General features: G+C 49.6%; 6 protein-coding genes. All 6 read left to right on the top strand.

Annotated elements, in window-relative coordinates; genetic code table 11:
• Window positions 1-22 precede the first annotated feature (22 nt).
• The 6 genes from B5F78_RS08295 (at window position 23) to hepC (ending at window position 13504) form a co-directional block, all read left to right on the top strand.
• The gene (locus tag B5F78_RS08295; protein WP_087406478.1) at window positions 23-1090 is read left to right on the top strand and encodes a DUF6562 domain-containing protein; all 1068 of its coding nucleotides are present in this window, start codon (window positions 23-25) and stop codon (window positions 1088-1090) included.
• A gap of 79 nt (window positions 1091-1169) precedes the next feature.
• The gene (locus B5F78_RS08290) at window positions 1170-2699 is read left to right on the top strand and encodes a DUF6562 domain-containing protein (protein WP_087209786.1); all 1530 of its coding nucleotides are present in this window, start codon (window positions 1170-1172) and stop codon (window positions 2697-2699) included.
• A gap of 640 nt (window positions 2700-3339) precedes the next feature.
• Window positions 3340-5895: a DUF4962 domain-containing protein gene (locus tag B5F78_RS08285; RefSeq protein WP_087406477.1), complete on the top strand. Its 2556-nt coding sequence runs from the start codon at window positions 3340-3342 to the stop codon at window positions 5893-5895.
• A gap of 156 nt (window positions 5896-6051) precedes the next feature.
• Complete coding sequence (locus B5F78_RS08280; protein WP_430746809.1) at window positions 6052-9273, top strand: SusC/RagA family TonB-linked outer membrane protein; 3222 nt, start codon at window positions 6052-6054, stop codon at window positions 9271-9273.
• Between the two features lie 150 nt (window positions 9274-9423).
• Window positions 9424-11115: a RagB/SusD family nutrient uptake outer membrane protein gene (locus B5F78_RS08275; protein WP_087250775.1), complete on the top strand. Its 1692-nt coding sequence runs from the start codon at window positions 9424-9426 to the stop codon at window positions 11113-11115.
• Between the two features lie 424 nt (window positions 11116-11539).
• Entirely contained in the window at window positions 11540-13504 is a 1965-nt protein-coding gene (gene hepC / locus B5F78_RS08270; protein WP_430746810.1) for a heparin-sulfate lyase HepC, read from the top strand.
• The last annotated feature ends 187 nt before the right edge of the window (window positions 13505-13691 follow it).

Genomic DNA, 13691 nt, shown 5'->3' with positions numbered 1-13691 from the left:
ACGAACTTAAAACGAACATTCCATGAAAAGAAACAGACATATACGAAAGTTTTGGTCAGGCTTGCTGGCATTGCCCTTCCTGATGGCTGCCTGCACCTTGCACGAGGAACCCGAACTGACCGCCGATGGCGAGCTGGGTGTAGACCCGACAGAAGTGAATGTGGAAGTAAACCTGACGCTCGACTTGAACTTGCCCGAGCAGGGAAATGAAGAGAATAGCAGTGCACGGGTTTCTGCCAATACTGATTACCTGCACCGTTTCATTGTAGAGGCATACTTCAACCGCCAGCCTGTGGCAAGACAGGTGTTTGTAGAGAACATTACCGACCGCACGCATCTTTCTTTGCCGGTCAGCATGAAACTGCATGCCCGTTCGTACCAGTTGGTGGTATGGAAAGACTATGTAAGTGCCGAGACTCCCGAAGAAGATTTGCACTACAACACCCAAAGTCTGGTACCTGTAATCCCGAACCGTGCTTCTCATACGGGCAATACTGAATATAAAGATGTGTTTGTGGGCACTACATCCCTCGACCTTACCGCTTACGCTGACCAGTGGGGAGCGGTGGTCGAGCAGGATGTAACGCTCCAACGTCCCGTGGCACGTTACGAACTGATTGCCACCGATGTGGATAAGTTCTTGCAGCGCATAGCCGATGGTGAAGTCAATGGCGAAACGTTTACCGCGCGTATCAAGTATAGCGGTTATTTGCCGGTAGGCTATAACGCCCTCGATAATGTGCCTAAGCACTCGCTGATGTACATGCAATATAACACTTCGTTCGAATTGCCCGAGGAAGGTACTGACGAACTTCGTGTAGGGTTCGATTATGTATTTGTATCCAACGAGGAAGAAATCGATACTGTTCCGATGGAAATAGAAATCGTTGATGCAGATAATGTTACCATTGCCAATTCGGTAGTGAATGTACCTTGCGAACGGGGCAAGAATACCGTACTGACAGGAGCTTTTCTCACCACTTATGAGCAAGGGGGAGGTGAAGATCCCGATCCGGATGAACCAGGTGGAGGCATCGGAATCGATTCAGAATATGATGGGGAAATAGACATCATTGTACCCATGGATTGATAAACAGAAATACGCAAAGATAAAGTAAGAACTAATTAACCTAAAAAACATAGTAATAATCATTTAAAACCTTAACCACATGAAAAAGAGTTTTTTGTATTCGATGATGGCGATGTTTGCGATGTCTTTCGCATCATGTAGCCAAGAAGAGATTGTATCGACCGAAGCTAATGGTTTGGTAAGCGGTCCGGTTACCGTATCGGTAAACATTCCACAAAATAATCCCATTTCGCGTGCCATGCCGGAAGTAGACGGATTTACCCGCCGTTGTATCATGCAGTTGGTAGATGGCGAAGGTGCGGCTATCGCAGACCAGAAGTATGTTCAGGAAGTTACAGGTGACAATGTAACGTTCTCTTTTACTGCTCCGGAAGAAGCATACCAATGCGTATTTTGGGCAGACTATGTACAAGTAGGTGCTGAAGAAACGATAGAAACGGCTCCCGATTGGGTTTACAATACTACAGCATTGCCTGCTATTACTTATCAATCGAATCGCGACCGTCATTTTACAGATGCAGCCGATGCTTTCTGTGGTGTGTTGGATCCTTCATCAAGTACAAGTACGACACTGACTCGTCCGTTGACCCGTATTGACTTAGGCGCTGAAGATCCTGCTGAATTCGAGGGATATACTACGATTGCTGTAGGTAGATTCAATATTCCTGGAGGTTATGACATTTTCACTGGAACAACGAATACAACGACTGTACAAGAAATTCGTTTGGATGCACGTGCAATGGATGATGCGGAAGCCGGCGAATGGGCATCCCTCTTTGTTTTTGCTCCGGTAGATCAGACAGAGTTTGCAACATCTATGACTCTAACAGTAAGCGGTGATGGTGTAGATGATTATACAGCAACAATTGAGTCTTTGACGTTGGATGCAAACATGATTGTGGATATGGGCTTTACTCCGGGGGAACAACCGGGCAGTGAAATGGACGTAACGGTAAGTTTCGGTGATGAATTTGAAAACCAACCTGCTGAACCCGTTGACCCGAATGCTCCGCTTGCAGTAGGCGACTATATTAACGCCAATGGTGAAAAAGTAGCAACTGCTGAAGAAGCTATCGCTGTGGTATTCGCATTAGGAGGTCAAAATGATAACTCTACTTATGCAGAAGGTAAGACTGTAGAGGCATACGCCATGTCATTAAATAAGGCTACGAATCGTAACATAGTAGGTACTTATACAGATTTGGGTCTGGCAGTAACAGATGATGCTGCTAATGCATATGCTGGATTGGCTTTCAGTACTGCTATTGAAACGGCTCTAGGAACGGCAAGTGATGCTACAGCTTATCAGATGTTCAACTCATTCTTTAATAACAGTCTGGTAGAAGCTACAGCATCAGAAAACTTGAGCGAATGGTATATTCCTTCCCTTGCACAGCTGCAGGCAGCTTTGGCTACAACAAATGCAGACTTGATTGCTGCGCTGAAAGCTGCTTATACGGGTAATTACTATTGCGCATCTTCTACGGTAACCGCAGAAGGACTTCAGGGTATTATTTATAATATTACAGATGGAACATCCGATAGTCCTGAAACCATTGGAACAGGTGCTTCCGCTGTGGTATTCCCTGTAGTCACCATCTTCGAATAATCAAGGAATTGTTCATGGTATCATCGGACTCATACTGTAAACAGAGTTGGAATAGTGTTATGGTTCGTTAGTTAGTGCGTTAGAGGTTGTGTCTCGATACTTACCGGTGAAGTTATGCCGAGGGGTAAATGAACGGTTAATAATGAATGGAAACGAATCGGCGTGACCGATACGGGACGTTTCGGGAACACATTCTCTTTGCATGAACTTTCGGGCTTGGCTCGTAAGCAGGATTCATGGTCCGAAGAACCTGTATCCGATAACTGATGCACCTATGTTCGTATGCCGATGAACATAGGTGCATCTTGCTATATGCGGGAGATACCAAAACGCAGAGCAAAGGAACAATCCAGCCCGGAAAACCGGCTGCTACAATCCGGTAAATGAACTGCCCGTTTTGTAAGATTATTAATCTTACGGCTTGAAGATTATTAATCTTACAGCGTGAAGATTATTAATCTTACCGGAAACGCAGTTATACGTATATTATTGTGTTGTCCACTTTACAAATATTTATGTATACCATGCACGTATAGATTTGTGCATTCTGTGTAGCCGGTATTCAATGATGGCATCAACAAAAATGTACACTCTCATATCATTACGAACAGTAATTTCAACATTCTATAAACATCATGCAATGAAAAAAAACTTCTTGCCTTTCCGCTGCTACGTGCCGGTACTTGTCTTGGCGGTATGCTGGCTGGGATGCCCTGCCTGTTCCGATGAGGCGGTAGAGCCGGAGCCTTCCGTTCCGCAGCCCGAAACGACCTATCCCGATGCGTACCAGGACAAAGAGCGCACCCAGCCTTATCCCAAGACATCGAACGAACTGATTGTCAATCCCGCTCCTTTCCTTGTCCCTCAAGCCATGAAGACGGGCGAACGGCTCCAGTATGCCCTTTCGCGGACGGAAGATTTCGAAGATGCCGAAATCAGCGAGCCGCAGGACGGATGTATGTATAACCTCCACCGGGCGCTGGATACCGGCACATGGTACTGGCGTTTCCGGAGTACCGATGCCGAGGGTGCCAATCCCGGCGCATGGAGTGAGACGTATGCGTTCGAGGTAAAGGCAGAGACGCCGGTATTTGTTACTCCGCCTTTCGAAGACTTCCTGGAGAATGCTCCCCGTGTGCATCCCCGTCTGTATTGTTTCCTCAATCCGTATATCGGTGAGGCAAGGCAGAACGTGACATCTCATCCCGAATACCGCCAATTGACGGCGCGTGCCTCGATAGCGCTGGAGGCTGACTACGGCGCAATGAACCTTTATGCCGATGCCGAGACCTTGCGCCAGCATGCCACGTGGCTGTATCATGCGTATTATCTGACTCAAGACGAACGGTATGCCGATAAGCTGGTAGAGCTACTGGATGCGATGCTCGCCCTGCCTCCTACGGATACACAGCTCTTTACCGATAACTTTACGACCTCTGCCCTGACTTTGGCTCATGCCGCGGTTTACGATTTGCTTTACGAACGTCTGACCGCCACGCAGCGTTCGGGTGCGGAGGAGCTGATGATGCGTGCCCTGCGTCATTCGTATCAGGAGCAATGCGGTGTGGAAGAAAACCATATCTTCGACAATCATTTCTGGCAACAGAACATGCGTATCCTGACACAGGCGGCTTTCCTGCTGTATGACAAGGCGGAATATGCCGATGAGGCGCTTCCGATATTGAAGTATTATTACGAGCTTTGGACAGCACGTGCTCCGGCTTCGGGCTTCAACCGCGATGGCATCTGGCATAACGGGACGGGCTATTTCCCTGCCAATGTGAAGACACTTGCCTACATGCCTGCCTTGTTCTCTTACGTGGCGCGGTTCGACTTCCTGCAACATCCGTGGTACCGCAATGCAGGACGGGCTCTTGCCTACACCAATCCGCCCGATTCGAAGAGTACCGGCTTTGGAGACAACAGTGAGAATGGCGACCAGCCCAACCGGCTTACGGCTGCATTTGCCGATTATCTGGCACGCGAGACGGGCGATGCGTATGCCGGGTGGTATGCCGGTGAATGCCAGTCGCTGGTTCGGCAGGACTACGAATTACGTTTGTACCGCATGTGTTCCAACCGGACTTACGAGTCTGCCTTGCCCGAAGATGCTGCCAAAATGGTGTGGTACAGCGATGCCGGAGAAGTGTCGATGCATAGCCATTTGGGGGATGCCGGGAATGACCTTGCCTTGTCGTTCCGTTCCAGCACCTTCGGTTCGGGAAGCCATACCACGGCAAGCCAGAATGCGTTTAATTTGTTATTTAAAGGACACGATGTGTACCGCAGTACAGGCTATTACCAGGCATTTGCCGATGCGCACAACCTGATGTCGTACCGCCACACCCGTGCCCACAATACGATTCTGGTGAACGGTATCGGGCAGCCTTATTCCACCAAGGGATACGGAAGCATCGTCCGTGCGTTGGGAGGAAATCACATCAGTTATGCGCTCGGTGATGCCTCGCATGCCTATTGCGGCATCAGCGACGACCCGATGTGGGTAAACTATTTTGCCCAGGCAGGCATTACGCAGACACCCGATAACGGATTCGGTGAAACTCCTCTTACCCGATACCGCAGGCACGTCCTGATGTTGCATCCGCGTACGGTGCTTATTTATGATGAACTGGAGGCATCCGAGCCGGTTCGTTGGGACTGGTTGTTGCATAGTCCGGTCCGGTTCGACATAAACGAAGCAGAACAGGTGTTGAGCACTGCTGATGAAGCGGACGGTTTTTATGCCGTAACCCAATTGTTTGGCTCAAGCGAGATGGATATCACCCAGACCGACCAGTTTGCGGTGCCTCCTGCAACCGGCGGAGCGGAATACCCCAATCAGTGGCATCTGACGGCTTGTACGGACAACCAACCGGCAACACGCTACCTTGTCCTTATCCAAGTATGCGAAGCAGGCGAAAGTCCTTATATCATCCGCAGGGACGGAGATACGTTTACGTGTGGTGACTGGACGGTAGAAGCCTGCCTGAATGCTTCGGACAGTCCCCGGCTTGTGGTGCGTCATCATACAGAACCGGTAGTGTTCAGTTATGGCGAAGAGTCTCCTGTAATCGATGGTGTGCCTTATCTTCGGCAAGAAGCAAGTTCGTCATTGCTTTATGATGAAACCGATGGCGAATATCAGGTTATGGAAATGACTGACCGTGCTCCGATAGCCACCCGGAAGGGTTTTTAAACAAATTCGAAAGCGTTTTGCACAGGATTGAAATATTATTGTTGGTATTTGCAATTGTTTTTAACGGGAGAAAACGTAGAGTTCGTTTTCTCCCGTTATCTTTGCCGACAGATGAAAATAATAAAACTTAGTCATAAATTTAAAACAAATCGTATTATGAAAAAACCGAAAACTATGAAGGGCGTCTTGTTTGCCTTCTTCTTTTTCTTTGTCGGCATAGCGGTGGGATGGGCGCAAGGCTTTACCGTGACTGGTAAGGTAATCGACAATGAAGGCCTGGAAGTGATTGGAGGAAGCGTTACAATCAAGAATGCGAAAGGTGGCACCATTACCGACATGAGTGGTAACTATTCCATCCAAGTTAATGATGCATCAAAAGATGTATTGGTATTTTCTTACATCGGTATGAAAACGGTGGAAGTTCCAGTAAAAGGACAGAAACAAATCAATGTCACTTTGCAGCCCGACAATCAGTTGCTGGAAGAAGTAGTCGTAGTAGGGTATGCCACGATGAAACGCAAGGACCTGACCGGTTCGGTTGCTTCGGTGAAGAGTGAAGAGCTTACCAAGACACCTGTATCAGATATGGCACAGGCAATAGCCGGACGTATGGCGGGTGTGCAGGTAATACAGACCGATGGCCAGCCGGGTGCCGAGGCATCTATCCGTGTGCGTGGCGGTATCTCCATCACGCAGAGCAACGAGCCTCTTTACGTTATCGACGGATTTCCTACTGAAGACGGTATGTCGAGCCTTGACCCTGCCGACATTGAAAGCATCGATGTCTTGAAAGACGCTTCTGCCACCGCTATCTATGGTGCACGGGGTGCGAACGGTGTTGTATTGATTACGACTAAGAGTGGAAAGGACGACGGAGGGAAGGCTACCGTAACATTTGACGCATACGTGGGCGTGCGCAAACTTGCCAAGCAACTGGAACTGCTCAGTACCGAAGAGTTCGTACTTGCCGATTACGAACGTACGATAGGGTGGGCTACCGACCCTGCTGTGCAGATGCCTGCCTGGCAGAACCTTTATGGAAGTTTTCTGGAAATACACGAAAATTATGCCAACCGTGGACTGGACTGGCAAGACCTGACCATGGGCAGCACTACCGTTACGCAGAACTACCGTGTGGGTGTGAACGGTGGAAGCGACCGCATCAAGTACGGCATGGCATACAGCTACAATAAAGACGAAGGCGCGATGGTGTATAGCGGAAGCGAACGGCACAACTTGTCCTTGAATGTAGACGGAAAGGTAAATGATAAGTTGCGCGTAAATGCCCGCTTCCAGTTCGACCAGCGTAACATCTGGGGTGCAGGTGTTGCCGGAAACGGTACGACCGAGAACGGAAGCTCGACCGATGCGCGTTTCAACAAGATGGCTCAAATCCTGCAATACCGCCCGACTATCGGTATTCAGGGAAGCGATGAGGAATTGCTGGCAGGGCGAGACCCGTTGCTGGTAGACGAGCAAGGCAATGTGGTGCAGAATCCGCTGGTCAATGCTGCCGAAGAAAAAGACGACCGCGAGATACGTACCTTGCAGGCAAACGGAGGCTTTACCTATACCTTCTTCAAAGGATTCACGTTCCGTAATACCACCGGTATGCGTTACCGTACGCAACGCCGGGAACTCTTCTATGGCGATGAGTCGATTATGGGATTGCGTAACGGCATTTACGGAAGCATCCGCAATACGGAGGACGGAAGTTTCTCTACCTCGAACGTGTTTACTTTCGACAAGCGGTTCCAGAAGAAACACCACCTCATGGTGCAGGCAGGTCAGGAATACGTGCATCGCTGGGAACGTTATGTATTGACCGAAGTAGGTAACTTGCCCACCGATGAGTTCCAGTTGAACGATATGGGCTTGGGTACACCGACCAACTCGGATAGTTTCCTGAACGATGACGATAACCTTATCTCTTTCTTTGCCCGTGTCAACTACGACTTCAAGGACAAATATCTGTTCAGCGCGACAATGCGTGCCGACGGTTCTTCCAAGTTCAGCAAGGATAACAAGTGGGGCTATTTCCCTGCCGTGTCGGCTGCATGGCGTTTGGGAGAGGAAGAGTTCATCAAGAAACTGAACATCTTTTCCGACCTGAAGTTCCGCATCGGTTACGGTCTTGCCGGAAACAACCGTATCGGAAGCTACAATAGTCTGGCGTTGCTTTCTTCGCTCAATACGGCGATGGGAGGACAGCTGGTGCCGGGTTATGCTTCTAACCAGATTCCGAATGAAGACCTGAAATGGGAAGCCAACAAGACTTTCAACTTAGGACTCGACTTTGGCTTTTTGGACCAGCGTATCACGATTTCGCCCGAGTTCTACATCAACCGGAGCAGCGACCTGTTGCTAAGTGCTCAATTGCCTTATTCTTCGGGTTATACCACGATGATGGTGAATGCCGGCGAAACGAAGAATGTAGGTGTGGACCTGACCATCAATACGGTCAACATCGCGAAGAAAGACTTCAACTGGACCACTACGCTGACCTTCTCACACTATAAGAACAAGGTGTTGGAACTGACCGGCGAACAGGTGCAGCTGTATGAAGCCCAGTTCGGGTACAACCAAAGTACGCACCGCATTGCCGTGGGCGAGCCGTTGGGACAATTCTACGGCTACGTGACCGAAGGTCTGTATCAGGTAAATGATTTCATTTATGATGCCGCTACACAGACGTATACGCTGAAGGACGGCGTGGCTTCTTCCGCCAATCAGATAGGTGTGCAGCCCGGACACTGGAAGTTTAAGGATTTGGATAAGAACGGAATCATTGACGAGAACGACAAGACCGTTATCGGCAATGCCACTCCGACTTTCTACGGCGGTTTGAACAATAACTTTACCTACAAAGGTTTCGACCTGAGTATCTTCCTTACGTATAGCTATGGCAACGATGTGCTGAATGCTACTAAGTTGATAAACAGTAAGGTGGGGCGGCAAAACAACAATGCATTGGACGTCATGAACAGTTCCAACCGTTGGATGACCGTCAATGCACAAGGCGAGGTGGTGACTGACCCCGATGAGCTTACGGCGATGAATGCAGGGAAGACGGTGGCTTCGTTCCGCGACAACGAAGAGGGGGACAAGTACATTCACTCATGGGGAGTAGAGGATGCTTCGTTCCTGAAGCTGACCAACATTACATTAGGATATAGTTTCCCCAAGAAGCTGATTACGAAACTCGGACTGAGCAAGCTGCGTCTGTATGCTACGGGATATAACTTGGCGACATGGACACCGTATAGCGGATTCGATCCCGAAGTGTCGAACATGCGCAGCCCGTTGACTCCGGGTGTGGATTTCGGCGCTTATCCGCGCAGCCGTTCGTTTATCTTCGGTGTGAACGTGGCATTCTGATTTAAGTAACAACAAATATGTGTCAGTTTAGAAACACAGATTAACGCGGATTTCCGCAGAGTATAATTTTAATAATCATTTCAATTTGTGTTAATCTGCGGAAATCTGCGTTTCTTCTTTGTACACTTTAATTTCAAATCTTGACGTAAAATGAAAAAGCATATATTCTATATGGCAATGGCGGCTCTTTCGCTGGCCGTCTTTTCCTCTTGCGAGGACACACTGACAGAGACTCCCGATTCCAGCTACGATAAGGATTCGTTCTTCGAGTCGGAAGCCAACGCCGATATGGCGGTGATGGGCATTTACAGTTCCATATCCGACTATCGCCACTATGGATGGTACGAGATGGCGGGGCAGGCATCCGATGATATGTATTACACCTCCCGTACCCATTCCGACAATACGATACACGATATGGTGCACTATCGGGTCACTTCCACTAATGAATGGGTAGAATGGCTTTGGCAATTGAAATACCAGGGCATCGACCGTGCCAATATGGCGATAGACGGTATTGTGAATATGCCCGGGTATGCCGAGAGCGAGAACCTGCAGGAGCTGGATGCCGAAGCCCGTTTCTTGCGTGCTTTCCTGGCTTTCGACCTGATAAAGTATTGGGGCGATGTGCCGTTCAAGACTACTTATACGTCCAATTATGAGGACGCTTTCGGCGCACGGGTAAGCCGCGAAGAGATTTACGACCAGATTATCGAAGACTTGAACTTTGCCAAGGAACACCTGCCATGGGCAGATGCAAGCTCCAGCCCCGAACGGGCAACACAGGGAGCGGCGCGAGCCATGCTGATGCGTGTCTACCTGCAACGTGCCGGCTATAGCCTGCAAATGGACGGGCAGATGACCCGGCCGGACGATACCAAGCGTGCCGAATACTTCAATGCCGTGATTAGCGAATGGGAAGCCATTCAGGCTAACGGGTATCATGATTTTTATAGCGGAGGTTATGAACAATTGTTCCGTAATTTTTCGCAAGATGTGCTGAACTCGCAGGAAAGTATCTTCGAAATAGCTTTCTTCCACCAGCAGGGAGCACGCAACGGTGGAGCGTGGGGCATTTACAATGGTCCTTCGGTAGCTGAAGTGCAGGGAGTGCCTACTTCGGAGATGGCGAACTACATGGGACGTGCCAACGGGTTCTTTATTGTGGTGCCCGAATGGCGTGACTTCTTCGAGGAAACCGATGTGCGCCGCGATGTAAGCATCTGTACGTATCGTTTCATTTGGAATACGGACAGCATGAAACACGTGAAGCAGGAACGTAATGCCGGTTCGTGGTATCCGGGCAAATGGCGTCGCGAATGGATGCCTACCGAAACATGGAACAAGAACATGAATTACGGTGATGTGAATTATTGCGTGTTGCGCTATGCCGATGTGGTGCTGATGGCGGCGGAAGCTTACAATGAAACAGGGAATACCACCGAGGCGTGGAACTTGCTGAACCGCGTGCGTGCCCGTGCAGGGGCTACGGAATATACCGATGCCAATTATGAAGAACTGATGGCAACCCGTAAGGCGACACACGACCTGACCTTCATCGATGATGGTTCGGCACAAGGACGTTTCCGTACGGCACTCTATTGGGAACGTGGCTTCGAGCTGGCTTTCGAAGGAGAGCGCAAGTTCGATCTCATCCGCTGGGGCGTGTTGGGAGATGCACTCCGCCTGTTCGGTTCGCAAAGCTCGGTCAACCGGGGTACGAATGCCGCTTATCCGGCATACCAGAACTTCGTGGACGGCAAGAACGAATTGCTCCCCATCCCGTTGGTAGAAATACAAAGCAACCCGAATTACGAAGGAAAGAATAATCCGGGATACTGATATAAATGAAGAATGAGGAATTAAGAATGAAGAATGCCATACGGTCAACGTGATTCTTCATTCTTCATTCTTAATTCTTTATTTTAGTAGGTTTCATATAAGTTTTACTGTTCGGCGGAAGCCTTGTCTTTTTTTGATGAGGCTTCTGTTGGTTTATTACAACAACAATGTTTGAAACGCAGATTCACGCGGATTCTTTTGATTTACTTTTTTTCGATTTACGAAGTACGATTTAAAGCTCAAATAGTAGATAGTAAATTGTCAAATCGTAAATTAAATTTACTATTTTTCGATTTACGAAGTACGATTTAAAGCTTAAATAGTAGATAGTAAATTGTCAAATCGTAAATTAAAAGAATCTGCGATAATCCGCGTTTCTTTAGAATTGCTATACCTAACCACATACATAAAAGAAATGAATACAATCAAAACCATGAAGACTTTTTGCCTGCTTTGCCTTTGTCTATGGGCAAACCTGATGCGGGCACAAGTGCTCGACCGGAGTGCTTTCGAGTTGCTGAACCTTGACTATCCCGGTCTGGAGAAAGTAAAGACGGCTTGCGATGCGGGCGATACGTTCCGTGCCGCCGAAGAATTGTTGGCGTATTACCGCTCGCGGACGGGTGTGTCTACGCCCGACCTGGACTTGGAACATCTTTCGCTCAGCGAGCGCGAACGTGGCTGGGCGGACGATGCGCTGGAACATACTTTCTACGTGCACGACGGATACCAGCCTCCGTTCAATTACGGGAAAGACATCGACTGGCGCTATTGGCCTGTGCAGGACAATGAATTGCGCTGGCAATTGCACCGCCACAAATGGTTTACACCCATGGGAAAGGCTTACCGCCTGACGGGAGACGAGAAGTATGCCCGCGAGTGGGTGCTTCAGTATGCCGACTGGATAAAGAAGAACCCTTTGGTGGAGATACCAAAGGCACTTTATGAGTTGCAGGACGATGCCGAGGGCGAGGCGGAGAATGTGCGTTTCGCCTGGCGTCCGCTGGAGGCGAGCCACCGCTTGCAGGACCAGATTAACCAGTTCCTGCTCTTCCTGCCTTCGCCTTCGTTTACGCCGGCTTTCCTCACCCAGTTCCTAAGCAATTACCACCGCCATGCCCTGCACGTGATGCGCAACTATTCGGCAGAGGGCAACCACCTGCTTTTCGAGGCGCAACGGGTGCTCTATGCAGGGGCTTTCTTTCCCGAATTTAAGGAAGCTGCAGGATGGCGCAAGAGCGGCATCGATATCCTGAACCGTGAAATCAAGAAGCAGGTTTATCCTGACGGAGGGCAATACGAACTGGACTTGCATTACCACCCGGCGTGCATCGACATCTTCTGCAAGGCATTGCGTATGGCGGACGTGAACGGTTTCCGGTCGGAGTTCCCGCAGAGCTACACGAACACCATTGAGTCGATGATTGTGTTCTACATGAACCTCTGCTTCCCCGATTATACGAATCCTTGCTTCAGCGATGCCAAGCGGGGCAGCCGGAAAGGGGATATTGCCCGATACAAGGCTTGGGCGAAACTCTTCCCCGACAATGCCCAAATCCGGTATTTTGCCACCGAAGGAAAGGAAGGGCTTCCGCCTGCCAACCTCTCGAAAGGCTTCCTCGATTCGGGCTTCTTCGCCTTCCGGAACGGGTGGGGGAAGGATGCCACGGTGATGGTCATCAAAGCCGGACCGGCGGGAGAATGGCATAGCCAGCCCGATAACGGCACGTTCGAGCTTTGGGTGCAAGGCAAGAACTTGTTCCCCGACTCAGGTTCGTATGTGTACGAAGGCAATGAGGAAGTGACCCGCCTGCGCAACTGGTTCCGCCGCACCGCTTCGCACAATACCCTGACGCTGGACGGGAAGAACCTGGAAGACCGCGTATCGCACACGAAAAGCTGGCAACCCGAAGGCGAGGTGCAATCCTTGGTCACCGAGCACGAGAGTTATAAGGGATTGACTCACCGGCGCACGTTCTTCTTCATCGAAGGTTCGTACTTCGTGATAGTAGACGAGGCACTGGGCGATGCTACGGGCACCGTCAATCTGAACTGGCACCTGTGTGACGGAAAGGTGAATATCGACCCCGAACACCTGACGCTTTCGTCTGCTTTCGAGGGCGATGTGCAGGTCAAGCTCCAGTGCTTCGCACCCCGCCATACCGTGCTGAAGGAGGAAGAAGGCTGGTATTCCACCGCTTACCGCCAGCGCACCGAGCGTACCTCCGTATCGCTGAACACCCCGAAGGCATCGGAACCCTTGCGCTACATCACCGTCATCTGTCCCTACCGCTTACCCGAAGGGGAACCGAAGATAAAGGCACGCTTCGCAGGGGAGTCTCGCATTGAGGTCTCGGTAGACGGGCAGAAGCGCACGCTTGCTTATTGATAATTCACCACAGAACACAGAGGCACACAGAGGAAAAAAAAATTCTGTGTGCCTCTGTGTTCTGTGGTGAATCTAATTAATTCAAGTTTCGCAAGTTCAACTTGCAGCTTTTAATCTATAAATGTCGCAAATATGTTTCATATCTTCCTCCCTGTTGATGATAGCCTGATAGATATCTTCGTCAGTC

Origin of the sequence: Bacteroides sp. An279 (assembly GCF_002159615.1) — a bacterium.
GTDB classification, from domain to species: Bacteria; Bacteroidota; Bacteroidia; order Bacteroidales; family Bacteroidaceae; genus Phocaeicola; species Phocaeicola intestinalis.
The sequence above is the reverse complement of the archived record's forward strand: the minus strand, read 5'-3'. Positions and strand labels throughout refer to the sequence as shown.

Bases quoted from the DNA above. Each gene is read 5' to 3' on its own strand.
- B5F78_RS08290 (WP_087209786.1), top strand. From the start codon at position 1,170: ATGAAAAAGAGTTTTTTGTATTCGATGATGGCGATGTTTGCGATGTCT.
- B5F78_RS08285 (WP_087406477.1), top strand. From the start codon at position 3,340: ATGAAAAAAAACTTCTTGCCTTTCCGCTGCTACGTGCCGGTACTTGTC.
- B5F78_RS08275 (WP_087250775.1), top strand. From the start codon at position 9,424: ATGAAAAAGCATATATTCTATATGGCAATGGCGGCTCTTTCGCTGGCC.
- B5F78_RS08295 (WP_087406478.1), top strand. From the start codon at position 23: ATGAAAAGAAACAGACATATACGAAAGTTTTGGTCAGGCTTGCTGGCA.
- B5F78_RS08280 (WP_430746809.1), top strand. From the start codon at position 6,052: ATGAAAAAACCGAAAACTATGAAGGGCGTCTTGTTTGCCTTCTTCTTT.